Genomic DNA, 24415 nt, shown 5'->3' on the forward strand with positions numbered 1-24415 from the left:
GCCTGCCCGGAGTCATCGCTCAAGCGATCTGGCGCGGCAGCAGCTCAAGCTGCTGCTGCCGCTTGTGGATGCAGGCCAGGCAGTAGGCGACGCCGATGCCGTAGAACGGATAGCACTCCCACCAGAGGAACACCACGTCCACCAGGCCCAATACGATGAAGCCTGCCACCAGTGACATGCCCATGGCGGCACTGCAGCGTATTTCCTGGTCGGCATGGCGGCACTGGCGTGCAAACGTCACCAGCGGCACCAGGTAGATGGCAAGCAGGGCCAATGCACCCAAGGTCCCCAGGCGCACCATCATGAACAGCATCTCGTTGTGGGAGTGCGGGTAGGTAGCCGCCAGGGGCGAGATGATCTTGCGCTCGGCCAGCTCCTTCAGCGCCTTCTGGTAGCGATCGATGCCCACGCCCACCAGCGGATGCTCCTTGAAGAGGACCCAGGAACCCGTCCACAACTGCAGGCGGGTGCCCAGCGAGGTGTCCTTGTCCGATCCCGCCGAATACTGGGCCAGGTCGGTTTGTACCGCCTCCATGCGCTGCTGGATGGAGTGGCCGAAAACAAGACTGCCGGCCACGATCACCACGAATGTGCCAAGTGCAGCCAGCTTGTAGGAGCGTTTGACATGTTTGAGGGCCATGCTGGAGATGGCTGCATAGACCGGGATGGTCATCCACACACCGCGCGACCAGGACAGGTAAGCCATGCCCAACCCGGCACCAAGTGCCGCCAGTTTGGTCAGCGTGTGCAGTCGGGAGTGCGGATGGGACCAGCCCAGCGACAAGGTGCTGAACACGCCCAGCAGCAACCCCATGTGGGCGCAGATGATGATGGGAATGAAGTCCGTCCCATAACGAAACGTCCCACCCTCAGTGAGGATGTACATCTTGACGAGGGCCAGTACCGCCCCCAACGCCATCGGCCATTGCAAGCGCTTGAGGACATCCAGCGGCAGGAACATCAGCAACCAGAGCATGAAGAAGAACAACGCCAGGCGACTCTGCGCATCATAGGCGCGGGCGGCATAGTGCTGCGTGACCAGCTGGTTGATCAGTACGGCCAAAAGCGGCAACGCCATGGCCACCGACACCAGCCAGTACCGGCGCAGGAAAGACAGGAAGCGCAAGTCATCTGGACGCACGCCGGACACCGCCGTCAGCATGCCGGTGACGATCATGAGGCTGTAGGTGGCGCCGGCCAGGCGGTCAACCACGAGGGCAAAAGCAAAGAAGAGCGCAAACAGCGTTGCGGCAAAGAATTTCAGAAAACGCAAGGAAGACTCCAGATTTCCAGCATTGGGATTCGGCTCGGGATCATCATCCGGCAAGCCTGGGACCGCATCGAGCGCAGTCCAACCGGGTTGGAACAACGGAAAACCGCGCTCTCGCTCAGCCTTTCTTGCCCCTGGGTCGTTTGAGTAAATAGCGCAGCTGCGCGCAGAGGCCCTCTTTCCAGCGCCCATGCTTGAACAATGATTTCGAGTAGAGCTTGAACTCGCGTGCAGTACGGGGCGAATCCAGCGGCATGTCGCTCCAGGACGACTTCTCCTGAACCGTCAGAAACACTTGCCGCGCATCATGCAGGCACCAGTCCTGCCAGGGCTTGACCGGGCCCGTGAAATGCATGAATACGACCCGGGGCGGCACGATCAGTTCGCTTTCGCCACGGCTGGTGTAGTCCACTAAGTGATAGCGCGTGTTCCATTCGTCGCCGATGTAGACCACGCGGCCATTGAGGGTCACGTTCAGGGCATCTTGGTCGGCAAAGACCAGTTGCTGCGTGGACAGGACCGTCAAGGCACGCGTCTGCACATCGGCCTTGATCCACTCCGGCACATTGATGAACATCACGCCGGCATTGAAGTATTCCGGCTTGGGCAACGCGAGTGCGGCGATTTGCGTGCGGGCAGTGGTGGAGGCCTCGTCATGCACGGCCGCCGCGATGGCGCCGTGGAGATCGATGGCATGCACCGCTTCCAGGCTACCGAAGCACAGCAGATCGGCATCGAGATAGAGTACCCGCTCGGTGATTCCCTGCAGCAGATTGGGAATGAGCAAGCGGATGAACGTGCCAAGATGATGCTGCGCAAAACAGGGAAAGGCGCGGAAGGCATCGAGCATGTGGGCATCCAGCACGTGCGTGCGGATGTCCAGGCCGTACATCTGCGCCAGCCGGTCCAGCCGGGCACGACTGTCCTCGGAAACCGAAAAGGCGAAGACGTGGAAGACGAATTGCTGCTGGGGATTATGCTGCAGCAGCGACACGATGGCCGCCCCCATCCCGCGAAAATAACCGCTGTCCACGCCAAAGGCTACGTGCAGCGCCCCACCCGCGCTGCCGTGCAGGACGTCATCGTCCTTTGTTGTTGATGTCGTTGTCGTTGTCATAGTTGATTGCCTGAATTCGTCGTTATCAGTGTTGTATTGAGTTCAGTATTCCACCACTACGGCTTCCTTCCCGAAGGAAGCCACCAGCGTCGATTGCAAGCTGTCGCTCGGATTGATCCGCCATGCATCGCCCAGCACGACTTCGCAGGCTGCATCAGCCTGGCGATACTTCATCACGAAAGGCAGGCCCTGCTCCTGGCGATGCGCAGCCAGCGTGTCGCGCAGGTGATTCGGGTCGATCGCCTTGTTGATCGACACCACCATGCGCACACCGTACTGGATGCGCGCCGCGCCCAGGTCCATGACCTTGTCGGCGGCCACCCGCAGGCCGCCGTTGAAACGGTCTTCCGACACCTTGCCCGAGACCACCAGCAATTCATCTTCCTTGATGAGGTGCTTGAAGGGCTCGAACAATTCGTTGTAGATCGTTGCCTCGATCACGCCCGTGCCATCGTCCAGCGTGCAGATCACCAGCTTGCCGCGCTGGGTCATCTGCACCCGTACGCCGGTGATGATGCCGGCCAGGCTGCGCGGTTCCCACGAGGGCTCGAGGCTGGCGATCTTGGTGCGCACGAAGCGGCGCACTTCCTTTTCGTAAGCCGAGAACAGGTGGCCGGAAAGATAGAAGCCCAAGGCGCCCTTCTCTTCGGTCAGGCGTTGCTTGTCGCTCCAGGCGGGCACCTGCACGTATTCCAGCGGCGCTTCCAGGTCGCTGTCGTCGCCACCGAAGAGGCTGACCTGGTTGGCCGATTTCTCGGCTTGCTCGGCGCTTTCCCAGGCCAGGTTGACCGAGGCCTGCAGGATGGCGCGGTCGACCTTGAAGCAGTCGAATGCACCCGCGCGGATCAGCGAATCGATGGTGCGACGGTTGATCTGTTTCTTGTCCACTCGCTTGGCGAAGTCGAACAGGTCCTTGAAGGGGCCGCTCTTGCGGGCTTCCAGGATGGCTTCGATGGCGTTCTGCCCGGCCCCCTTGACGGCGCCCAGGCCATAGCGGATCTGGGTCGCCTTCTTGCCCGGCTCGCCCACCGGCATGAAGCGGTAGTCGGACTTGTTGATGTCCGGCGGCAGGATGGCCAGCTTGCAGATATCGATCGAGTCCTCGATCAGGATCTTGACCTTGTCCGTATCTTCCATGGCCAGCGACAAGTTGGCGGCCATGAACGCGGCGGGGTGATGGGCCTTCAGGTAGGCGGTGTAATAGGACAGCAGCGCATAGGCGGCCGCGTGCGACTTGTTGAAGCCGTAGCCGGCGAACTTTTCCATCAAGTCGAAGATTTCGTCGGCCTTGGCCTGGTCCAGCCCGTTCTTGGCCGCGCCTTCGCGGAACAGTTCACGGTGCTTGGCCATTTCCTCGGCCTTCTTCTTGCCCATGGCCCGGCGCAGCAAGTCCGCGCCACCCAGCGAGTAGCCACCGATCACCTGCGCCATCTGCATCACCTGCTCCTGGTAGACCATGATGCCGTAGGTCTCGGAGAGGATGCCCTCGGTACGCGGGTCAGGATAGTCGAAGGCTTCGCCGTGCTTGCGCTTGCAGAAGTCGGGAATCAGGTCCATCGGGCCGGGACGATACAGCGCCACCAGGGCGATGATGTCCTCGAAACGGTCGGGCCGCGCATCCTTCAACATGCCTTGCATGCCGCGGCTTTCCAGCTGGAACACGGCGACCGTCTTGGCCTTGGTCAGCAGTTCGTAGGAGGGCCGGTCGTCCAGCGGCAGCTTGGCCAGGTCGAAATCGGCCATGGCCGGATCGAGCATGCGGATGTAGCGCACCGCACGATCGAGGATGGTCAGCGTGGTCAGGCCCAAAAAGTCGAACTTCACCAGGCCGACGGCTTCCACGTCGTCCTTGTCGTACTGCGAGACCACGCCGGAATCGCCGCCCTGGGTGTAGAGCGGGCAGAAATCGGTCAGCTTGCCGGGCGCGATCAGCACGCCACCGGCGTGCATGCCGATGTTGCGGGCGATGCCTTCGACCTGCTGGGCCAGGCCCATCAACTGCTTGACCTCTTCCTCGTTCTCCAGGCGCTCCTTCAAGAGCGGCTCTTCCTCGATGGCGTCGGCCAGCGTGACCAGCTTGCCCGGCTTGAAGGGAATCAGCTTGGAGATGCCGTCACAGAAGTTGTAGCCCAGGTCCAGCACGCGGCCCACGTCGCGCACCGCGCCCTTGGCGGCCATGGTACCGAAGGTGGCAATCTGCGAGACCGCCTCCTTGCCGTAACGATCCTTCACATACTGGATGACGCGATCGCGGCCTTCCTGGCAGAAATCGATGTCGAAGTCGGGCATCGAGACGCGTTCGGGGTTCAGGAAACGTTCGAACAGCAGGTTGTAGCGCAGCGGGTCGAGGTCGGTAATCAACAGGCAGTAAGCCACCAGCGAGCCGGCACCGGAACCCCGGCCGGGGCCGACCGGCACGCCATTGTTCTTGGCCCACTGGATGAAGTCCGCCACGATCAGGAAGTAGCCCGGGAACTTCATCTTGATGATGGTGTTGTTCTCGAACTCCAGGCGCGCTTCATAGCGCGGGCGCTGCATCTCCCGTTCTGCTTCGTTGGGGAACAGTTCCTTCAAGCGCACTTCCAGGCCGGCCTTGGTCTGGGCCACCAGGAAGTCGTCGATGGTCATGCCGTCGGGCGTGGGGAAATCCGGCAGTTGCGGCTTGCCCAGCTGCAGCACCAGGTTGCAGCGCTTGGCGATCTCCACGGTATTGGCAATCGCGCCAGGCAGGTCGGCGAACAGCTCGGCCATCTCCGCCTGCGACTTGAAGTATTGTTGCTCGTTGAAGCGGCGCACGCGGCGCGCATTGGCCATGATCTCGCCCTCGGCGATGCAGGTGCGGGCTTCGTGGGCGATGAATTCTTCAGGGCTCTGGAACTGGATCGGATGCGTAGCCACGCACGGCAGGCCCAGCTTGGCGCCCAGGGCCACGCTCTGGCGTACCTGCAGTTCCATGTTGGCCTGGCCGGCACGCTGCAGTTCCAGATAGAACGCACCGGGGAAAATCTCCGCCCAGCGGCGCGCGCAGGCTTCAGCCTGGGCCAGGTTGCCGTTGTCGATGGCCTGGCCAATGTCGCCCATGCCGGCACCTGACAGGGCGATGAGGCCATTGCCGCCTTCCTGGTGGCGCAGCGCATCGAGCCATTCCATGCGGACTTCAGCACGGCCCTTGTACTGGTTGGTGAGCCAGGCCTGGGACAAGACTTCACATAACTGCAGGTAGCCATGACGGCTTTTGATCAGCACCAGCAGGCGGAAAGGTTTTTCGCGGTCGGCGTCGTTGGTGATCCACAGGTCGCAGCCGGCGATGGGCTTGACGCCCTTGCCGCGCGCTTCCTTGTAGAAACGCACCATGCAGAACAGGTTGGCGAGGTCGGTCACCGCCAGGGCGGCCTGTCCATCCTTGGCGGCGGCCTTGACGATGTCGTCAATACGCACCAGGCCATCCACGATGGAGTACTCCGAGTGCATACGGAGGTGTACAAATTGCGGTGTAGTCATAGGGTCGACATTTTACCGGAGCTTGCGATCCTGACCGGTTCCGATTGCTCTCGATTTGTGAGAAATATGAAGACTTTACACCTGCCCCTTGTGCCCGATCGTCCGGGCTTGCCTTGATCTGCATCAGAGAAGCCGCAGGCACCGGCCAAATAACTGCGGCCATCCGGGGTGCACGGTTATAATGCTGACGATTCAAAGACTTACAGTTGAGTACGCCACCATGCAGTCCCCGCAGACCCCCTACGTCAACATTGCCGCCTACAAATTCATCAGCTTCGATGACACTGCTGAAAAGCGTCCGGCATTCCTGGAAATTTGTCAGAAGAATAACCTTCGTGGCACCGTGATCCTGAGCCCGGAAGGCATCAACCTCTTCCTGGCCGGCCTGCGCCATGAAATCGACGCCTTCCTGGCCTGGCTGCGCGCCGATGCGCGCTTTGCCGACCTGATCGTCAAGGAAAGCTATTCCGAGAAGCAACCCTTCACTCGCATGCTGGTGAAACTGAAGGCCGAGATCATCACCATGAAGCATCCGCTGATCAAGCCGGAGCTGGGTCGTGCGCCTTTCGTGGAGCCCAAGGAACTCAAGCGCTGGCTGGACCAGGGGCACGACGACGAAGGCCGTCCGGTGGTGATGGTGGATACGCGCAACGGCTTTGAGGTCGATGTCGGTACGTTTGACAACACGGTGGATTACCGCATCAGCAAGTTCACCGAATTCCCGCAGGTGATCGAGGAGCACAAGGCCGATTTCGAAGGCAAGACGGTCGTCACCTTCTGCACTGGCGGCATTCGCTGCGAAAAGGCCGCGATTCATATGCAGAACATCGGCTATGACCATGTCTACCAGCTCGAAGGCGGCATCCTGAAGTATTTCGAGGACGTGGGCGGTGCCCACTACAACGGCGACTGCTTCGTCTTCGACTATCGCACCGCCCTGAGCCCGGAGCTGAAGGAAACCCAGACCGCCCAATGCTTTGCCTGCCGCGCCGTGGTCACCCCGCGTGAACAGCTCTCGCCGGATTACGTGCCGGGCAAGTCCTGTCCGCATTGCGCGCCCAAGCAGCGAGCTGCGCATGAATCCAGCTCTGCAGCAGCCTGATTGCTGCTCATCCCGGCAACGAAAAAGCCGACCCCTTGCGAGGTCGGCTTTTTTACATGTTCACGACTTGCGTCGCTGAGATGCAGATTACTTCTTGAACTTGGCCGCCGTTTCCACCACGCGCGCACCGAACAGCTTGGCGGTTTCCAGGTCGCCCGGCAGCGGGCCTTCTTCCGGCGAGGAATCCGACGGGCTTTGCGCCATCAGGCCCGAGAAGGAACCGACGAAATTGATGTCATTGCGCTGGGCAGCCTTGCTGTTGGAAGGCATCAGGCCGGTGCCGACCCAGATCATGCTGTGCTGCATGCCCAGCGTGAACAGGTAGTGCAGGGTCGATAGCTTGTCGCCGTTCATGGTAGCCGAGTTGGTGAAGGCGGCACCGACCTTGTCCTTCCACTTCTGGCTGAACCAGGGCTTGGAGGAGGCGTCGGCGAACTTCTTGAACTGCCAGGACACGGTACCCATGTAGGTCGGAGAACCGAAGATGATGGCATCGGCCGCGTCCAGGCTGGCCCATTGTTCATCGGTGATGGTGCCTTCGGCACTGATGGCGATCAGCTCGACAGCGGCGCCGGCAACGCCGGCGGCGCCAGCCTGCACGGCTTCGGCCTGCTTCTTGGTGTGGCCGTAGCCGGAGTGGTAAACGATGGCAACTTTGGTCATGACGAAATTTCCTTCTCTAGAGAGTGAAGTGACGCGGAAAAAACCGCCGGTGTGATCGGTACCGGCGGGTTGCTACTGCAAACTGCTTGCTGCATTCCTGCATGCCAGCGCAGCAAAGCTCAGCGCGGCAGGTCAAACAACAGGACTTCGGCCTTCTCGCCGCCGCTGATCTCGATGCGATCCACCGCACTGAGCTTGACGGCATCGCCCGCCTGCAGGGCCTGGCCATTGACGCTGATCTTGCCACGGGCTACATGCACATAGCCCAGGCGACCTTGCGGCAGGGTGTACTCGGCGCTTTGTGCACCGTCGAACAAACCGGCGTAAAGCTGGGCATCCTGGTTCATGCTGACCGAACCTTCCCGGCCATCACGCGAAGCTACCAGGCGCAGCTTGCCATCCTTGTCGGCGGCCGAGAAGTGCGCTTCCTGGTAACCCGGCTCGGCGCCAGCACGGTCGGGCATGATCCAGATCTGCAGGAAGTGCGTGGTGCCGTCCTGGGAGTGGTTGTACTCCGAATGACGCACGCCCGTGCCGGCACTCATGCGCTGCACGTCACCCGGACGGATCACGCTGCCATTGCCCATGCTGTCCTTGTGCGCAAGTTCACCTTCGAGCACATAGGAAATGATCTCCATGTCACGGTGGCCATGGGTACCAAAGCCCTGGCCTGCGGCCACGCGGTCCTCGTTGATCACCCGCAGCGGACCGAAGCCCATGTGCTTGGGATCATAGTAGTCCGCGAAGGAAAAGCTGTGATACGAATCCAGCCAACCGTGGTTGGCGTGGCCACGATCGTTCGCTTTGCGAAGTTCCATCATGTCAACACCTCTTTCTTGAGTGGGACCAAACCGGAATTGATTTGGTCAAAATGTTTGTCGATGGCGTCACTATAGTGGCTATCTTTTATGCAGATAAGGTCTAAAATCCGTAGTGTTCGTTCAAAAAATTTAAACAAGCGGAGCAAGACGTGAACCTGACCCTGGAATCCCTGCTGATCCTCGACATGATCGACCGCAAGGGCAGCTTTGCCGCGGCCGCCGTGGCCCTGGACCGGGTGCCCTCGGCCCTGACCTACAGCGTGCGCAAGCTGGAGGATGACCTCGATGTGCTGCTGTTCGACCGTCGCGGCCACCGGGCCCAGTTGACACCGGCGGGCCTGCAATTGTTGCAGGAGGGCCGTCATCTGCTGCTGGCCGCCAGCGACCTGGAACAGCGCGTCAAGCGCACCGCCACCGGGCGCGAAACCGAGCTGCATATCGTGCTCAACAGTCTCATTCCCTTCGACAAGATGCTGCCGGTCATCGACGCCTTCGACCGTGAAGAATCCGGCACCCGGCTGCGCTTCACTCCCGGCGTACTGACCGGTGCCTGGGAAAAGCTCATCGAGGGGCGCGCCAACCTGGTCATCGGGGTGACCCTGGACGGGCCGGAAGTGGTGCGCACCAGCGGGCGTTTCCAGATGCAGGAGCTGGGCGCGGTGGACTGGGTGTTTGCAGTGGCACCGACGCACCCGCTGGCTTCGGCCACGGAACCGCTGTCGGCAGAGCTGGTGCGTCGCCACCGGGCCATTGCCGTGGGCGACAACAGCCAGTCCCTGCCCACGCTGACCATGGGCCTGCTGTCGGGCCAGGAAACGTTGACCGTAGCCACCGTGGCCGACAAGCTGCAAGCTCAACTGGCAGGCCTCGGTTGCGGCCATCTGCCGCGCATCTGGGCCGAGCCCTACCTGGCCACCGGTGCCTTGGTGGAAAAGCAGACCCTGGCCGCCAAACCCAACGACAACTTCATGGTGGCCTGGCCCAAGGCCGAGCAGGGCAAGTCACTCAAATGGTTCATCCAGCACCTGGCGCAGCCGCATGTACGACAATCATTGATCGGCCCCATCCCGCTGCGGGAGCAGGCGTGAGCGGCCACGCCTATGTCGGCCGCTTCGCGCCCTCGCCTTCCGGTCCGCTGCATGCGGGCTCGCTGGTGGCGGCGCTGGCCAGCTACCTGGATGCACGGGTGCACGGTGGCCGCTGGCTGCTGCGCATCGAGGACATCGACGAAACCCGCACCGTACCCGGCGCGGCCGACGACATCGTCGCCACCCTGGCGGCCTTGGATATGCGCTCGGACGGGCCGATCCTGGTGCAGAGCCAGCGCAAGGCACGCTACCAGCTTGCACGCGAGCGCCTGGGATCGCTGGCCTACCCCTGCGGCTGCAGCCGCAAGGAAATCGCCGATTCCAGGGTGGGCATGGCCAGTGACGGTGCCGCGCTCTATCCCGGCACCTGCCGCCACGGACTTGGTCCGGGCAAGACGCCACGCACGCTGCGGCTGCGCGTGCCCGATGCAGGCCAGCCGGGCGAACGGGTGCAATTCACGGACCGCTGGCTGGGGCCACAGGTCCAGCACCTGGCTTCGGAAGTCGGGGATTTCGTGCTGCAGCGGGCCGATGGCTTCTGGGCCTACCAACTGGCGGTAGTGGTCGATGATGCCGAACAGGGCGTCACCGACATCGTGCGCGGCGCCGACCTGCTGGACTCGACGGCGCGGCAGATCTACCTGCAGGGACTGCTGGGCTATGCGACGCCGCGCTACCTGCACGTGCCGCTGTTGATGAATGCGTCGGGGGAAAAGTTTTCCAAGCAGAACGGCGCCCAGGCGCTGGACCTGGGCCAGCCGCTGCAAGCCTTGCAGCAGGCGGCGGCCTTTCTTGGACTGGACACGGGCGCAGCCCGTGACAGGGAAGGATTCTGGACCCAGGCGCTCACCGGATGGCGAGCGCGTTTCGGTCCGCGCTGAGAAATTGGCTCAGCGCCTGGCGGATCAGCGCTTGGGCATGCCGCCCAGCAAAGCTGCGACCTTGGGCTTGGGACGGTTGTTCTTGGGCAGTTCCGGCTTGGTGGAGACGGTCTCGGTGGCGCTGGGCTCATAGGGCTTGAGGAACCAGGGATCGACCTTCTCGCGGCGTCCCGACGGGGCTGCACCGTCGCGGCTGCTGCGGCTGCGCTCGCCACGGTCACTGCGTTCGCCACGCTCGGCGCGTTCGCCCCGGTCGCTGCGTTCACCGCGCTCCGAACGTTCACCGCGCTCACTGCGCTCAGCGCGCATGCGCGGTGCAAAACCGGCCAGCTCGGCACGTTCGAATTTCTTCTTGATCAGCTTTTCGATGTCGACCAGCAGGCGTTCATCCTTGTCGCAGAACAGCGAGATGGCATCGCCCGAGGCGCCGGCACGGCCGGTACGGCCGATACGGTGCACGTAGTCTTCGGCGTTGTAGGGCAGGTCGTAGTTGATGACGCAAGGCAGCTCGGCGATATCCAGGCCACGTGCAGCCACGTCGGTAGCCACCAGCACTTCGATCTGGCCCTGCTTGAAGGACTCCAGCGCGGCCATGCGTTCGGACTGGGTCTTGTCGCCATGGATGGCAGAAGCCTTCACACCTTCGGCCAGCAAGGTACGCGCCAGGCGCGAAGCGCCGATCTTGGTGTTGGAGAAGACGATCACCTGCTTCAGTTCGCGCTGGCGAATGATGAAGCTGACTGCATCCGCCTTGGCCGCTTCCTCCACCTTGTAGATGGTCTGGGTGACGTTTTCCGCCGTGGCATTGCTGCGCGCGACTTCGATGGTGACCGGGTTGTTCTGGAAGCTGGAGGCCAGCTTCTTGATCTCGGGCGAGAAGGTGGCCGAGAACAGCAGGTTCTGGCGCTGTTTGGGCAGCAGGTTGATGATGCGCTGCAGGTCCGGCAGGAAGCCCATGTCGAGCATGCGGTCGGCTTCGTCCATGACCAGGATCTGGGTCTGCGACAGGTTCACCGTCTTTTGCTGCACGTGGTCCAGCAGGCGGCCCGGGGTGGCGATGACGATTTCGACGCCGGCACGCAGGGTGGCCGTTTGCGGCGCCATGTCCACGCCGCCGAAGACGACGGTAGAGCGCAGCGGGGTGAAGCGTGAATAAGCCTTCACATTGTCGGCCACCTGGTCGGCCAGTTCGCGGGTCGGGGTCAGGATCAGGGCGCGCACCGGGTGGCGGGCGGGCGAGGCGCTGTGGCTGGCATGGGCCAGCAGGCGCTGGATGATCGGCAGCGAGAAGCCGGCGGTCTTGCCGGTGCCGGTCTGGGCCGCGCCCATCACGTCACGGCCTTGCAGCACCACAGGAATGGCCTGGGCCTGGATCGGGGTCGGATGGACGTAGCCTTGTTCGGACAAGGCTCGCAAGATATCCGGCGAGAGGCCGAAATCTTCAAAACGGACGGCAGGGGCAGCCGGTGCTGCGGACGCGGACGTGGTGTCGGACATGGTTTATTGCGAACGGTGCGACAGCGCCGCGGCAGCCGCCAGGCGGCTCCGGTGCATGGGGTGCATGCGCACGGGTTCTGATTGCTTTCTGTGTTGATGTGTTACGGGCGAACCGGCCAAACCTGCTCGGCCGGGCGCTTCGGATGATGCAAACGCTAAAGACGATGCTGGCCGGGCAAACGACTTGACATGCCCGGCATTCCCTACGGAACCCCGTATTATACGCCGCATCGCCGCCGGCTTCATGACAGTTTGGTTTCTGCCACCTGCAGCGGGCTCGCAAGCCCTGCAGGAGGCGATCGGCCAGGCCGTCCCGGACAGCGCCGCATCCGCGACGGCGCCCGGCTGCCAGCGTTTTAGCCGATGGTGATGTTGATGTCAGGCAAGCCGTCCACATGCCCTTGCAACTGGTCGCCCTTGACCACCGCGCCCACGCCTTCGGGAGTACCGGTGTAGATCAGGTCGCCGGGGAACAGCTCGACCAGGCCGGAGAGATAGGAAATGGTTTCGGCCACGTTCCAGATCAGGTCCGACAGGTCGCCCTGCTGGCGTACTTCGCCATTGACCTTGAGCCAGACGGCGCCTTTCTCCGGATGCCCGGACTGGGCCACCGGCACGATGGGAGCGCACGGCGCGGACTGGTCGAAGCCCTTGGCCATGTCCCAGGGACGACCCAGCTTCTTGGCTTGCGCCTGCAGGTCGCGGCGGGTCATGTCCAGGCCGACGGCGTAGCCATACACCAGCTCCAGGGCCTTCTCCACCGGGATATCGCGGCCACCGCCGCAGAGAGCGACCACCAGTTCGATCTCGTGATGGTAGTCAGCGGTCGCGGCCGGATACGGCACGACGGAATCGGTCGGCACGACCGCATCGGCCGGCTTCATGAAGAAAAACGGCGGCTCGCGGTCGGGATCATGGCCCATTTCGCGGGCGTGGGCGGCATAGTTGCGGCCCACGCAATAGATGCGGCGAACCGGGAAAGGCGCACCGCCGACCACCGGGACGGTGGCCTGGGCGGGGGCGGGAATGGCGAAACTCATCGGGAAGACTCCGTGGTGGCGACATGCATGCAGCGGCATGCGGTGGATGAGGAACCGGTCGATGCCGGCTAGCGCATCAGTTGTCTGATGTCCGGGTAGTGTAAAAGAAAAGCGCCGGCCCCGCTCGCGCCCCTGGCATCCGGCCATAGCCCGCAATTGGAGGGCGATTGCCCCGGTAATCCGCTGGCAGAAAGCGAACGAATTTGAGACACTTGCCAGACTCCGGCGCTCTCGGCGCTCTTCCCACCTCTCGACACTATCCATGCATCCGCAAGCAAACGCTTCCCAGATCCTGTTGCAAAAAGCTTTGGCACTTCACCAGAAAGGCAAGCTCGGGCCTGCCGAAGAGCTTTACAAGAAAGTGCTGGTCAAGCTGCCGCGTCATTTCGAGGCCAACTATCTCTACGGCATGCTCAAGCTCCACCAGGAAGATTGGGAAGCCGCCGAAGCGCAACTGGCCAAGGCCATCGAACTCAATCCGGACCATCCTGATACCTATTTCGATCATGCCGGTGCGCTGGTCCACCTGGGCCGTGACACCGAGGCAGTGCAACGCTACAACCAGATCCTGGCCCAGAACCCGGCCTTTGCCGATGCCCTGCTGGCGCGCGGTAGCGCCTTGCGCAGGCTCAAAATGAGCCGCGAAGCGCTGGAGGATCTGCAGCAGGCGGTGAGGCTGGTGCCGGACAATGCCGAAGCCTGGTTCCAGTTGGGCAACCTGCAGCACGAGCGCTACGCCTACCGCGATGCGCGCGAGTGCTATGAGCGCGCGGTAGCGCTGCGCCCCGATTTCATCGAAGCCTGGTTCAACCTGGGCAATACCTGCAAGGACAACTTCCAGTTCGACCAGGCCCTGCTCGCCTACGACCGTGCACTGGAGGTGCAGTCGGACTTCTTCGAAGCCCAGTCCAACCGCGGCTTCGTGCTCTTCAAGCTGCATCGCCCGATGGAAGCGCTGCAAGCCTATGACCGCGCCATGGAATTGGACGACAGCTCGCCCGACCTGTGGTTCAACCGCGGCTCGACGCTGGAGCAGCTGTTTCGCTTCGACGAGGCCACCGAGTGCTATCGCCGCGCCCGCGAGCTCAAGCCCGATGCCAGCTCGGCCGCCTGGAACGCTGCCCTGCTCAAGCTGCGCCAGGGCGATTTCGCCCAAGGCTGGCCGGCCTTCGAAGCCCGCTGGGAAACTGAACAGATGCGCTCCCAGCGGCGCCAGTTCCTGCAGCCCCTGTGGCTGGGCGAATCCTCGCTGCACGGCAAGACCATCCTGATCCACGCCGAACAGGGCTTTGGCGACACCCTGCAATTCGTGCGCTATCTGCCCCGCGTGGCAGCCTTGGGCGCCCGCGTGCTCCTGGAAGTGCCACCAGCGCTCTTGCGCCTGCTGTCCAAGGCGCCGGGTGCGGCTGAAGTCATCAGCAGCGAGCAGTTCATCCGCCCCAGCTTCGACTACCACTGCCCGCTGATGAGCTTGCCGCTGGCCTGCAAGTCCTTCAGCGAAACCGACATCCCGCGCGCGCCCTACCTGCTGCCCGACGCCGACGCCTGGGCCGGCTGGCTGCAGCGCCTGCCGCAGAACCGCGCCTTGCGCGTCGGCCTGGTGTGGGCCGGCAGCTCGGCGCAGACCCATCGGGATGCGGTGCGCATCGACGGTGAACGTTCGCTGCCCTTCGAGGCGCTGGCACCGCTGGTGGCCCTGGCTGAAGAGCATCCGCAACTGGAATTCCATTCCGTCCAGGTCGGCCAGGCGGCCGTGGCGCAGCTGCAGGCGCATCCCCTGGGCGCGCGCGTTCGCGATCACTCCTTGCAACTGGGCGACTTTGCCGAGACCTCCGGCCTGGTCGCACAGCTCGACCTGCTCATCAGCGTCGATACCTCGGTATGCCACCTGGCCGGCGCCTTGGGCACGCCTGTCTGGCTGCTCAACCGGGCAAACACCTGCTGGCGCTGGCAACTGGAGCGCAGCGACACGCCCTGGTATCGCAACTTCCGCATCTTCCGCCAGGCCAATACCGGCGACTGGAATGACGTGATCGCAGAGGTCCGCACGGCCCTGCTTCAACAGTTGGGCTGATGCTGGTACCATGCGCGCCGATGCGGATGACCAGCTCATCCGCCGGAACCTGGCGCGCCGGCTCGCCTCATACCCTGTAACGCACCAGCGGCCCGAACCCCATTGCATTCGGACAGGCGGCACGGCCACGCGCCCTGCCGCCTGTCGGCATGAAGACTACAAGGACAAGACGATGCACGCCCCCACTGCCTCCCCGAGCAAGCCCCCCCACGCCGCCGGCCCGCGCCTGCTGGCTGACATCGGCGGCACCAACGCCCGCTTTGCGCTGGAAACTTCACCCGGGCAGATAGAACAGGTGCAGGTCCTGCGCGGTGCCGACTATCCGCAATTCACCGACGCCGTGCAGGCCTACCTGAAGCTGGCCGGCCAGCCGGCCGTGAAACACGCGGTGGTGGCCATCGCCAATCCGGTGCAAGGCGACCAGATCAAGATGACCAACCACGACTGGGCCTTCTCCATCGAGGCGGCGCGCCAGTTGCTGGGCTTCGACCTGCTGCTGGTGGTCAATGACTTCACGGCACTGTCTATGGCGGTGCCGCAATTGCGTGCGGACGAGCTGCAGCAGATCGGCGGGGGCGCGCCCAAGGCAGGCCAGCCGGTCGGTCTGGTCGGTGCCGGCACCGGATTGGGAGTGGGCGGCCTGGTGCGCGGTGACGGCCACTGGCTGCCGCTGGCCAGCGAAGGCGGCCACGTCGCCTTCGCCCCGGCCAATGCACGTGAAGCAGCGGTGCTGGCCTACGCCTGGCAATTCCATGAACACGTCTCGGCTGAACGCCTGGTCTCGGGGCCCGGTCTCGAATTCATCCATCGTGCACTGCTGGCCATCGATGGTCATCCGGCTGCTGAACTGAAGGCCGCCGAGATCGTGGACGGCGCACTCAGGCACGGCGATGCGATCTGCCTGGAAACGCTGGACCTGTTCTGCAGCATGCTCGGTACCGTTGCGGCCGACCTGGCGCTGACGCTGGGTGCACTCGGCGGCATCTATATTGGTGGCGGCGTGGTGCCGCACCTGGGCGAATACTTCGCGCGTTCGCCGTTCCGCGCGCGCTTCGAGAACAAGGGTCGCATGTCGGTGCTGACCAAGGCCATTCCGACCTATGTGATCACGGCGCAATATCCGGCCTTCACGGGTGTGTCGGCGATCCTGGCCGACCGGCTGGATCCGCACGAGTAAAAACAGGTAGCGCTGCGAGGTTCTGCAGGAGGCTGATGCGGCAGGTTCGCGTCAGCCTTTTTTCATGGCATCGCGCGAGAAGGCAAGAGCCCGACAACAAGAAAAGATCTGGGGGGTGAAACGAGAGGGAGGACCTGCCGGAACAACAGAAGGAAAAGAAAAAGCAGAAAAAGCAGAAGAGAGATAAGAGGCGAGCCTTGTCTGCGGCACTTGCGGGAAATGGCTGTGGCTGCTTCGTTCCCGACCTGACCAGGTTGACCATGCCACAATGCGCAGGGGCCCGCCGGGGTGCATTGTATCCCAGATCACACACTGGCCGCCAGAGAAATCATTGCAGTGCATCAGAAAGTGAAAAGCCGCGCAAATTGCCTAAACAATTTACGCGGCTTTTGCCAGAAATTTCACTTCGGCGATGGGCGCTCCAAATCGAGCGCACGCCCTGCCCGCTCAGATACCCAGGTCCTGCCAGATGGCATCGACACGTTTCTTCACATCGTCGCTCATCACGATGGGCGTGCCCCATTCACGGCTGGTTTCACCAGGCCACTTGTTGGTGGCATCGATGCCCATCTTGCTGCCCAGCCCGCTGACGGGCGAGGCGAAGTCAAGGTAATCGATGGGGGTGTTGTCCACCATGACGGTATCGCGCACCGGGTCCACGCGGGTGGTGATGGCCCAGATCACTTCCTTCCAGTCGCGGATGTCGACATCCTCATCGACCACCACGATGAACTTGGTGTACATGAACTGGCGCAGGAAACTCCACACCCCGAACATGACCCGCTTGGCGTGGCCGGCGTAAGATTTCTTCATCTGCACCACCGCCATGCGATAGCTGCATCCTTCCGGCGGCAGGTAGAAATCGGTGATTTCAGCGAACTGCTTCTGCAGCAGCGGGACGAACACTTCATTCAACGCCACCCCCAGCACGGCCGGCTCATCCGGCGGTTTGCCGGTGTAGGTGGAGTGATAGATGGCATCGCGCCGCATGGTGATGCGGTCGATGGTGAAGACCGGGAACCAGTCCTGCTCATTGTAGTAACCGGTGTGATCGCCATACGGACCTTCCAGCGCATGCTCGAAGCCCGAGGCGTGTTTTTCATCCGGATAGATATGCCCTTCCAGCACGATCTCGGCCGAAGCCGGTACGCGCAAATCACTGCCTTTGGCCTTGACCAGCTCGGTGCGGCTGCCGCGCAGCAGGCCTGCGAACTGGTATTCGGAGAGGCTGTCCGGCACCGGCGTGACCGCACCTAATATAGTGGCGGGATCGGCCCCCAGGGCCACGGCGATCGGATAGGGCTTGCCCGGGTTGGCAATGCAGTGCTCGCGGAAATCCAGCGCGCCGCCCCGATGGGCCAGCCAGCGCATGATGACCTTGTTCGGACCCAGTACCTGCTGGCGATAGATGCCCAGGTTCTGGCGCTTCTTGTTCGGGCCCTTGGTGATGACCAGGCCCCAGGTGATGAGCGGCGCAATATCTCCTGGCCAGCAATGCTGGATCGGCAGGCGCGACAGGTCGACATCGCTGCCTTCCCACACCACATCCTGGCAGGGCGCCGAACCGCGCTCCTTGGGGGCCATGTCCCACAGCGACTTCACCAGCCCGCCCAGATCCAGCACATCCTTGATGCCCTTGGGCGGCTCCGGCTCCTTCAGGCGCGCCAGCAGGTGGCCGATGCGGCGCAGTTCGCTGATGCTGTCTGCTCCCATACCCAGGGCCACTCGATGGGGCGTACCGAAAAGATTCGCCAACACCGGGATATTTTTCTTGTCGACCTGCTCAAAAAGGAGCGCCGGACCTTCCGCCCGGAGGGTGCGGTCGGCGATTTCGGTCATCTCCAGATGCGACGACACCGGGTGCGAGAGACGCTTGAGCTCACCCTTTTGTTGCAACTGGGAAATAAAATCGCGCAAATCAGTGTATTTCATACTTTTTAACAAATTTCTTTTTGCATCACAGCCGGCTCAAGTAACCCCGGCAAACGCTTGATTCTATTGATTTTTGAAGGAAGGCCACGCGCAATATGATACACAAAAGTTATAAAGAACTATTTTCATAGTATTGACTCGATATAAAGTGGCTTCTACAATGCGCCCACTCTAAACCGAAGAGGTGAGCCGTGGGCTCGTAGAGGCTTGATCGAAAACAGTCGAGCCTAGCAAGGTATCCAGGGATCCGGGGTCCCAGCAACTCAAGAAGTGTGTCCAGGGCGTCAGCCCTACCCCCCGAAACATGCCATCCGACGGCAGGGCCAGCAGGCCTCGCGGATGGCCTTGCCGTAACGCCTTGCGACGGTAACGTAATAGATTGCAGCAGCGACAGTTCAGCCGTTTGGTCTTCACTTCTTGGCCAGGCGCGCCCTGTTTTTGCCGCAATAATGCAGGAGGTTCAATGTCCAACCAAGCTACCGAGGCGCCTTTAGCGGGCGCCCCGCAGATGGTTCGCCGCGTGAATTTCCGGAATCTCTCCGGGAACCCACGCATTGCTCAATTTTTCGGCATTGCCCATCGTCTGCTGACGATCCTGGGTATCGCCGCGCTGTTCGTACTGGGCCTGATGTTCTTCAACCCCGACCTGGCCGACAAGCTCATCAGCATGTCGCCCTTCTCGGATGCTACTGAAGAGGTCGCAGAAGCCGATGCACCGACCACCCCGCCCCTGGCCGAGCTGATGGGCCCGACCGCGCCGGTGGCCACCGTCAGTGCCCTGGCGGGTGCTGCTGCGGCGGGCTCGATGCAGCAAGCCACGGCACCGGCAGCGGTTCCGACCCAAGCCTTGTCGCCCGAGGAACGCCAGCTGCTCGGTAATCCGCGCCAGCAGAAGCTCGTGACCAACTGGCTGGCCAAGCGCTATCGCGTGGCCAGCGACGCGGCTGACATGCTGGTGTCAGCCGCCTACCTGACGGCACGCGATATCAAGCTCGATCCGCTGTTGATCCTGTCGGTGATCGCCATCGAATCGCGTTTCAACCCCTTCGCCGAAAGCCCGATGGGCGCGCAGGGACTGATGCAGGTGATGGCCAAGGTACACCACGACAAATTCCAGGAACTTGGCGGCATCAAGGCAGCCTTGAATCCGGTGGCCAACATCCGTGTCGGTTCGCAGATCCTGAAGGAATATGTCACCCGTGGCGGTTCGGTGGAAGCCGGCCTGAAGAGCTACGTGGGCGCAGCTGATATGGCCAATGATGGCGGCTACGGCATCAAGGTGCTGTCCGAATACCAGAACCTGAAGCAAGTGGCGATGGGCAAGAACATCTCCATCTACACCACGGCCACCGTCAAGCTGCCCGTCTCGGCCAGCGCCGAACAGCCCAAGGCCCCGGCCAACAACGTCGCCTCGGCCTCCAAGCCCAAGACGGAAGAACAACTCGCTGCCCTGTAACAAGGTTTGTGCAGACTGGCGTGTTGCGATGTGAATATTACCGGTATTCAGAACGCATGAAAAAAGGAGCCCTCGGGCTCCTTTTTTTACGTCTCCTGGTTTCCAGCCTCAAGCGGCCTTGCGGCGACTTTCGAAGAACACCCGCAGCCGCGCCACCGCTTCCTGCAGCTTTTCCATCGACGTCGCATAGGACAGGCGGATGTAGCGGCGCGCCGTGAAGGGGCCGAAATCCAGCCCCGGCACCAGCACCACGCCAGCTTCGTAGAGCATGTCCAGGCTGAGCTGGTCGGCATCGTCGGACAGCGCGCTGCAATCCGCGTAAACATAGAAGGCACCGTCGGGGACCACCGGCACCGTGAAGCCCAAGCTTTCCAGCGCCGGCACGATGTAGTCGCGGCGGCGCTTGAACTCGGCCTTGCGCTCTTCGTAAATGGCCAGGGTTTCAGGCGTGAAACAGGCCACGGCGGCATGCTGGGCAATCGAGGACGCACAGATCAACAGGTTCTGCGCCAGTTTCTCGACCTGCGGCACAAGGGCCGGCGGCAGCACCAGCCAACCGAGGCGCCAGCCGGTCATGTTGAAATACTTGGAGAAGCTGTTGATGACCACCACATCCTCGCCCAGCGACAGCGCCGAGAACGGTGCACCCTCATAAGACAAGCCCTGGTAGATCTCATCGACGATGGTAAAGCCGCCGCGCTGGCGCACTTCGCCCAGGATCGCGCGCAATTCCTCAGGCACGATGGACGTGCCGGTAGGGTTGGAAGGCGAGGCCAGCAGCACGCCGCGCGTCTTGTCTCCCCAGTGCTCGCGCACCATCTGGGCCGACAGCTGGAAACGATGTTCCGGACCACTGGCGATGAGTTTGGCGCGTCCCTCGAAGGCCGCCACGAAATGGCGGTTGCAGGGATAGCTGGGGTCGGGCATCAAGACTTCGGTGTCACGCTCGACCAGCGCCGCACAGGCCAGCAGCAGCGCTGCCGAAGCGCCGGCGGTGATGACGATGCGTTCCGGCGCGATCTCCAGTCCGTAGACGCTGCGATAGTGATCCGAAATGGCCGTGCGCAAGGCCGGCAGGCCGGTAGCCGAGGTGTACTGCATCTTGCCCTCGGCCATGGCGCGGGTGGCGGCCTCGACCACGGCCGGCGGCGCGGTGAAATCAGGCTCGCCGATGCCCATGTGGATCAGGTCGCGTCCCTGCTGGGCCAGGACCTCGGCCTTTTTGGACAATTCCATCACGTGGAAGGGAGCGATGTGCTGCAAACGTGAAGCAAGCTGATTCAGGTTCATGCGCTAATTCCAGACAACAGGGAAAGGGAAACAACGGGGACAAAAAAGACAAGACGGCGTCCGAACCAACGGCGCCGTCCAAAAACGAGCAGAGCGTCAGGCCGGCAGCGATCAGCGGCGGCCGGCAGCTTCGACTTCGGTAGCGCGCGCCTGGGCGGCGAAACGGTCGAGCACGCCGTTGACGTACTTGTGGCCGTCGATGCCGCCGAAGGATTTGGTCAGTTCAACGGCTTCGTTGATGACGACCTTGTAGGGGATCTCGATGTGGTTCTGCAGCTCGTAGGCACCGATGAGCAGGGCCGCGTGCTCCACCGGCGAGAGCTCCTTGATGGGACGGTCGATCAGCGGCGCCAGGGCTGCACGCAGCTTGTCGGCGTCACGGATGGCACCGCTGAGCAGGGTATCGAAGTGTTCGGCGTCGGCCTTGTCGAACCCGTGGGCTTCGCGGATGTGGGCTTCGATGGCGCCCGCGTGCTCGTGGTTGAGCAGCCACTGGTACAAGCCCTGCAACGCGAACTCGCGCGCGCGATGACGCGGGGTGCGGTTCTTGTTCGAATTGGCGTGTGGAGTTTTGTTCGACATGATGAATGCGGCCGGAGCCTTGGATAACTGAAACAAAGGAATGCGAGTGCCGGCACCCGCCGGCGGGACGGCAGCGGGATAGGCACCCCGCCGCAGTCCATGAATTATTCTTCTTCGGTGGCCTGGCCGAGTTCTTCCAGCACGATGGACAGGTTGGCCATTTCCACCGCCACGCGGGCCGCGTCAGCGCCCTTTTCGGCCATGCGGACTTCGGCTTGCTCGTCGTTCTCGGTGGTCAGCACGGCATTGGCGATGGGCAAGCCAAAGTCCAGGCCGATGCGGGTGATGCCTGCACCGGATTCGTTGGAGACCAGCTCGAAGTGATAGGTCTCGCCACGGATGACGGCGCCCAAGGCGATCAGGGCATCGAACTGCTCGGTCTCGGCCATCTTCTGCAGTGCCGGGGGGATTTCCAGGGCGCCGGGCACGGTCACGTGCAGGATGTCCTCGTCGGCCACGCCCAGGTGCTTCAGTTCAGCCAGGCAGGCCGCCAGCAGGCCGTGGCAGACATCTTCGTTGAAGCGCGCCTGGACGATACCGATGCGCAAGCTTTCGCCACTGAAGTCTGGTTCATAGGTTCCGATGGTCATGGCTGTTCCTTCTTGATAGGTTGACTTGCGTAATTGCTTGTTGCGTAGTGCTTGTGACGTAGCGCGTGCGGTGCCTCAGCTGGCTTCGCGTGCCTGGTAACCGGTCACTTCGAGCTGGAAGCCGGTCATCGAGGGCATCTTGCGGGGGCTGGCCAGCAGCTTCATCTTGCACACATTGAGATCCTTGAGGATCTGCGCGCCGATACCGTAGGTGCGCAGGTCCATGCGGTCGGCGCGGGACGGCCTGGCAGCGGCGGGCGTGCCGACCTTGTTGAGGGCGCCGAACTGGTCGAACATCTGCTGCGCCGATTCTTCACAGTTGAGCAGCACGATCACGCCCGATTCGGCCGCCTGCACGGCCTGCATGGCCGCGGCCAGGTTCCAGGAGTGGGTGGTCACGCCGGCTTCGAGCAGGTCCAGGATGGACACCGGCTGGTGCACGCGCACCAGGGTTTCGCGGCCGGGCTCGATGTCGCCGTGCACCAGCGCCAGGTGGGCACCGCCCGAGGGCGTGTCGCGATAGGCGATGGCCTTGAAGCGGCCGTGTGCGGTCTGCATCTCGCGTTCGGCCACGCGTTCGATGATGCTTTCGTTGCGGCTGCGGTAATGGATCAGGTCGGCGATGGTACCGATCTTCAGTTTGTGCTTTTCAGCGAACTCCAGCAGGTCCGGCAGGCGGGCCATGGTGCCGTCTTCCTTCAGGATTTCGCAGATCACCGAGGCCGGGGTGAGTCCGGCCATGGCGGTGAGATCGCAACCGGCTTCGGTGTGGCCGGCGCGCATGAGCACCCCGCCCTTTTGCGCGCGCAGCGGGAAGATGTGGCCTGGCTGCACCAGGTCCGAGGGCTTGGCACCCTTGGAGGCGGCCACCTGGATGGTACGCGCACGGTCGGCGGCGGAGATGCCGGTGGTCACGCCTTCGGCGGCTTCGATGGAGACGGTGAAATTGGTGCCGTAGGCCGTGCCGTTGCGGCTGGCCATGAGCGGCAGGTCGAGCTGGTCCACGTGTTCTTCGGTCAGCGTCAGGCAGACCAGGCCGCGCGCATGCGTGACCATGAAATTGATGGCTTCGGGGGTGACGAAGTCGGTGGCCAGCACCAGGTCGCCTTCGTTTTCACGGTCTTCTTCGTCGACCAGGATCACCATGCGTCCGGCACGGAGTTCGGCGACGATTTCTTCGGTTGTAGCAAGTGGCATGTTCGCGCTCTTTTCCCAATTGGAACCCGCTATTTTAAAGGATAGCGGGCCTGCTCCGCTGGCCAATTACGCCAATGAGGCCATTTGCGCCGCTTGTGTGGCCCGGGACCGTTGCAGGGCTTCCAACAGCAGCGCCGGGTCGCCCAGCGCCAGGCGCTTGGAGTCGGACAAGGTCTGGCGGAAGGCGCGTGCGCCGGGCATGCCGGTCAACAGGCCCAGCATGTGGCGGGTGATGCTGTTCAAGCGCAGGCCGCGGCCATTGTCGCCGTGCAATTCCAGCTGGCGCTTGATATAGGGCAACATGGCCTCGATCACCTCGCTGCGGCTGGGCTGGCGACCGCCCTCCAGGTCGCCGTAGTAGCGGGCGTCAAAGTTCGCCATCAGGTAGGGGTTGTGATACGCCTCGCGGCCCAGCATCACGCCGTCTACGTGCTTCAAGTGTTCATCGATCTCGGACAGGGTCTTGATGCCGCCGTTGATGAGGATTTCCAGGCCGGGGAAATCCTGCTTCAGCTGATAGGCGTAGTGGTACTTCAGCGGCGGGATCTCGCGGTTCTCCTTGGGGCTCAGGCCCTTGAGGATGGCATTGCGGGCATGCACGATGAAGGTCTTGCAGCCGGCCTCGGCGATCTGGCCGACGAAATCGCGCACGAAATCATAGGATTGCACCTCGTCGATGCCGATGCGGTGCTTCACGGTCACGTCGATGGACACCGCATCCCGCATGGCCTTGACACAATCGGCGACCAGCGTGGGCTCGCCCATGAGGCAGGCACCGAAGGCGCCCTTCTGGACGCGCTCGGACGGGCAGCCGCAGTTCAGGTTGATCTCGTCATAGCCCCATTGCTCGCCCAGCTTGGCGCCATGGGCCAGGTCAGCCGGCTCGCTGCCGCCCAGTTGCAGCGCGACCGGGTGTTCCTGCTCATCGAAATCCAGGTGGCGCGGCACATCCCCATGCAGCAGCGCACCGGTGGTGACCATCTCGGTGTAGAGCCAGGTGTGGCGCGTGATCTGGCGATGGAAGACGCGGCAGTGGCGGTCGGTCCAGTCCATCATGGGCGCAACAGATACTATCCTCTTGTTTTTAAAGGATTTTTTATTCATTAAAACACCTCATTTGCACACGCACTGCACACG

19 protein-coding genes and 1 other RNA gene are annotated in these 24415 nt (G+C 62.6%); 6 read left to right on the forward strand and 14 right to left on the reverse strand.

Going from position 1 to position 24415, the window contains the following annotated elements:
• Window positions 1–19: 19 nt before the first annotated feature.
• The 3 genes from CEJ45_RS22445 to dnaE all read right to left on the reverse strand — a co-directional run bounded on the left by CEJ45_RS22445 (window position 20) and on the right by dnaE (window position 5888).
• Complete coding sequence (locus CEJ45_RS22445) at window positions 20–1273, reverse strand: O-antigen ligase family protein (RefSeq protein ID WP_088757265.1); 1254 nt, start codon at window positions 1271–1273, stop codon at window positions 20–22.
• A 115-nt stretch (window positions 1274–1388) separates the two neighbouring features.
• Window positions 1389–2387, reverse strand: a complete 999-nt coding sequence (locus tag CEJ45_RS22450) for a glycosyltransferase family 8 protein (protein ID WP_088757266.1) — start codon at window positions 2385–2387, stop codon at window positions 1389–1391.
• Window positions 2388–2429: 42 nt separating this feature from the next.
• Window positions 2430–5888: a DNA polymerase III subunit alpha gene (dnaE, locus tag CEJ45_RS22455; RefSeq protein WP_088757267.1), complete on the reverse strand. Its 3459-nt coding sequence runs from the start codon at window positions 5886–5888 to the stop codon at window positions 2430–2432.
• Window positions 5889–6108: 220 nt separating this feature from the next.
• On the opposite strand from dnaE, the gene CEJ45_RS22460 reads away from it, so the two are divergent.
• Window positions 6109–6990, forward strand: coding sequence for a sulfurtransferase (locus CEJ45_RS22460; RefSeq protein ID WP_088757268.1), 882 nt, complete (start codon window positions 6109–6111; stop codon window positions 6988–6990).
• 87 nt (window positions 6991–7077) lie between these two features.
• On the opposite strand, the gene CEJ45_RS22465 is transcribed toward CEJ45_RS22460, so the two are convergent.
• On the reverse strand, window positions 7078–7653 hold the full coding sequence (locus CEJ45_RS22465) for a flavodoxin family protein (protein ID WP_088757269.1): 576 nt from the start codon (window positions 7651–7653) through the stop codon (window positions 7078–7080).
• 119 nt (window positions 7654–7772) lie between these two features.
• Window positions 7773–8474 carry a pirin family protein gene (locus tag CEJ45_RS22470; RefSeq protein ID WP_088757270.1) on the reverse strand — a complete coding sequence of 234 codons (702 nt, stop codon included), beginning with the start codon at window positions 8472–8474 and terminating at the stop codon, window positions 7773–7775.
• Window positions 8475–8623: 149 nt separating this feature from the next.
• Between CEJ45_RS22470 and CEJ45_RS22475 the strand changes: the two genes are divergently transcribed.
• Both CEJ45_RS22475 and gluQRS read left to right on the forward strand, forming a co-directional pair.
• Window positions 8624–9562 carry a LysR family transcriptional regulator gene (locus CEJ45_RS22475; protein WP_088757271.1) on the forward strand — a complete coding sequence of 313 codons (939 nt, stop codon included), beginning with the start codon at window positions 8624–8626 and terminating at the stop codon, window positions 9560–9562.
• Window positions 9559–10443, forward strand: a complete 885-nt coding sequence (gluQRS, locus tag CEJ45_RS22480; protein ID WP_088757272.1) for a tRNA glutamyl-Q(34) synthetase GluQRS — start codon at window positions 9559–9561, stop codon at window positions 10441–10443. Before CEJ45_RS22475 ends, gluQRS begins: the two co-directional genes overlap by 4 nt.
• Before the next feature lie 24 nt (window positions 10444–10467).
• Here gluQRS and CEJ45_RS22485 read toward each other — a convergent pair whose 3' ends face one another.
• A complete protein-coding gene (locus tag CEJ45_RS22485; RefSeq protein ID WP_088757273.1) occupies window positions 10468–11940 on the reverse strand; it encodes a DEAD/DEAH box helicase in 1473 nt (490 codons plus the stop codon).
• Between the two features lie 356 nt (window positions 11941–12296).
• Window positions 12297–12980 (reverse strand): fumarylacetoacetate hydrolase family protein, encoded by a 684-nt coding sequence (locus CEJ45_RS22490; protein ID WP_088757274.1) that lies wholly within the window; start codon window positions 12978–12980, stop codon window positions 12297–12299.
• Window positions 12981–13242: 262 nt separating this feature from the next.
• On the opposite strand from CEJ45_RS22490, the gene CEJ45_RS22495 reads away from it, so the two are divergent.
• Together CEJ45_RS22495 and CEJ45_RS22500 are read left to right on the forward strand one after the other, a co-directional pair.
• A complete protein-coding gene (locus CEJ45_RS22495) occupies window positions 13243–15054 on the forward strand; it encodes a tetratricopeptide repeat protein (RefSeq protein ID WP_088757275.1) in 1812 nt (603 codons plus the stop codon).
• 172 nt (window positions 15055–15226) lie between these two features.
• Window positions 15227–16231: a glucokinase gene (locus tag CEJ45_RS22500; protein ID WP_088757276.1), complete on the forward strand. Its 1005-nt coding sequence runs from the start codon at window positions 15227–15229 to the stop codon at window positions 16229–16231.
• A 186-nt stretch (window positions 16232–16417) separates the two neighbouring features.
• Here CEJ45_RS22500 and ffs read toward each other — a convergent pair.
• Both ffs and ubiD read right to left on the reverse strand, forming a co-directional pair.
• An RNA gene (gene ffs, locus CEJ45_RS22505) (signal recognition particle sRNA small type) lies at window positions 16418–16516 on the reverse strand.
• Window positions 16517–16678: 162 nt separating this feature from the next.
• The gene (gene ubiD, locus CEJ45_RS22510; RefSeq protein WP_088757277.1) at window positions 16679–18163 is read right to left on the reverse strand and encodes a 4-hydroxy-3-polyprenylbenzoate decarboxylase; all 1485 of its coding nucleotides are present in this window, start codon (window positions 18161–18163) and stop codon (window positions 16679–16681) included.
• A 463-nt stretch (window positions 18164–18626) separates the two neighbouring features.
• Here ubiD and CEJ45_RS22515 point away from each other — a divergent pair, with 463 nt between their 5' ends.
• The gene (locus tag CEJ45_RS22515; RefSeq protein ID WP_088757278.1) at window positions 18627–19619 is read left to right on the forward strand and encodes a lytic transglycosylase domain-containing protein; all 993 of its coding nucleotides are present in this window, start codon (window positions 18627–18629) and stop codon (window positions 19617–19619) included.
• Window positions 19620–19727: 108 nt separating this feature from the next.
• Here CEJ45_RS22515 and CEJ45_RS22520 read toward each other — a convergent pair whose 3' ends face one another.
• From CEJ45_RS22520 to dusA, 5 genes are all read right to left on the reverse strand, one after another.
• Window positions 19728–20909, reverse strand: a complete 1182-nt coding sequence (locus CEJ45_RS22520) for a pyridoxal phosphate-dependent aminotransferase (protein ID WP_088757279.1) — start codon at window positions 20907–20909, stop codon at window positions 19728–19730.
• A gap of 111 nt (window positions 20910–21020) precedes the next feature.
• Window positions 21021–21491 (reverse strand): transcription antitermination factor NusB, encoded by a 471-nt coding sequence (gene nusB, locus CEJ45_RS22525; RefSeq protein ID WP_088757280.1) that lies wholly within the window; start codon window positions 21489–21491, stop codon window positions 21021–21023.
• 104 nt (window positions 21492–21595) lie between these two features.
• On the reverse strand, window positions 21596–22081 hold the full coding sequence (gene ribH / locus CEJ45_RS22530) for a 6,7-dimethyl-8-ribityllumazine synthase (RefSeq protein WP_088757281.1): 486 nt from the start codon (window positions 22079–22081) through the stop codon (window positions 21596–21598).
• A gap of 75 nt (window positions 22082–22156) precedes the next feature.
• Window positions 22157–23278 (reverse strand): bifunctional 3,4-dihydroxy-2-butanone-4-phosphate synthase/GTP cyclohydrolase II, encoded by a 1122-nt coding sequence (gene ribBA / locus CEJ45_RS22535; RefSeq protein ID WP_088757282.1) that lies wholly within the window; start codon window positions 23276–23278, stop codon window positions 22157–22159.
• A gap of 66 nt (window positions 23279–23344) precedes the next feature.
• Window positions 23345–24382 carry a tRNA dihydrouridine(20/20a) synthase DusA gene (gene dusA, locus CEJ45_RS22540; protein WP_088757283.1) on the reverse strand — a complete coding sequence of 346 codons (1038 nt, stop codon included), beginning with the start codon at window positions 24380–24382 and terminating at the stop codon, window positions 23345–23347.
• Between the last annotated feature and the right edge of the window lie 33 nt (window positions 24383–24415).

Source organism: Herbaspirillum aquaticum (assembly GCF_002213425.1).
GTDB classification, from domain to species: domain Bacteria; phylum Pseudomonadota; class Gammaproteobacteria; order Burkholderiales; family Burkholderiaceae_D; genus Herbaspirillum; species Herbaspirillum aquaticum.

Excerpts from the sequence above, each read along its gene's own strand:
- CEJ45_RS22450 (WP_088757266.1), bottom strand. The coding sequence starts at position 2,387 with ATGACAACGACAACGACATCAACAACAAAGGACGATGACGTCCTGCAC.
- dnaE (WP_088757267.1), bottom strand. The coding sequence starts at position 5,888 with ATGACTACACCGCAATTTGTACACCTCCGTATGCACTCGGAGTACTCC.
- CEJ45_RS22460 (WP_088757268.1), top strand. The coding sequence starts at position 6,109 with ATGCAGTCCCCGCAGACCCCCTACGTCAACATTGCCGCCTACAAATTC.
- CEJ45_RS22465 (WP_088757269.1), bottom strand. The coding sequence starts at position 7,653 with ATGACCAAAGTTGCCATCGTTTACCACTCCGGCTACGGCCACACCAAG.
- CEJ45_RS22470 (WP_088757270.1), bottom strand. The coding sequence starts at position 8,474 with ATGATGGAACTTCGCAAAGCGAACGATCGTGGCCACGCCAACCACGGT.
- CEJ45_RS22485 (WP_088757273.1), bottom strand. The coding sequence starts at position 11,940 with ATGTCCGACACCACGTCCGCGTCCGCAGCACCGGCTGCCCCTGCCGTC.
- CEJ45_RS22490 (WP_088757274.1), bottom strand. The coding sequence starts at position 12,980 with ATGAGTTTCGCCATTCCCGCCCCCGCCCAGGCCACCGTCCCGGTGGTC.
- CEJ45_RS22495 (WP_088757275.1), top strand. The coding sequence starts at position 13,243 with ATGCATCCGCAAGCAAACGCTTCCCAGATCCTGTTGCAAAAAGCTTTG.
- CEJ45_RS22500 (WP_088757276.1), top strand. The coding sequence starts at position 15,227 with ATGCACGCCCCCACTGCCTCCCCGAGCAAGCCCCCCCACGCCGCCGGC.
- ubiD (WP_088757277.1), bottom strand. The coding sequence starts at position 18,163 with ATGAAATACACTGATTTGCGCGATTTTATTTCCCAGTTGCAACAAAAG.
- CEJ45_RS22515 (WP_088757278.1), top strand. The coding sequence starts at position 18,627 with ATGTCCAACCAAGCTACCGAGGCGCCTTTAGCGGGCGCCCCGCAGATG.
- CEJ45_RS22520 (WP_088757279.1), bottom strand. The coding sequence starts at position 20,909 with ATGAACCTGAATCAGCTTGCTTCACGTTTGCAGCACATCGCTCCCTTC.
- nusB (WP_088757280.1), bottom strand. The coding sequence starts at position 21,491 with ATGTCGAACAAAACTCCACACGCCAATTCGAACAAGAACCGCACCCCG.
- ribH (WP_088757281.1), bottom strand. The coding sequence starts at position 22,081 with ATGACCATCGGAACCTATGAACCAGACTTCAGTGGCGAAAGCTTGCGC.
- ribBA (WP_088757282.1), bottom strand. The coding sequence starts at position 23,278 with ATGCCACTTGCTACAACCGAAGAAATCGTCGCCGAACTCCGTGCCGGA.
- dusA (WP_088757283.1), bottom strand. The coding sequence starts at position 24,382 with ATGAATAAAAAATCCTTTAAAAACAAGAGGATAGTATCTGTTGCGCCC.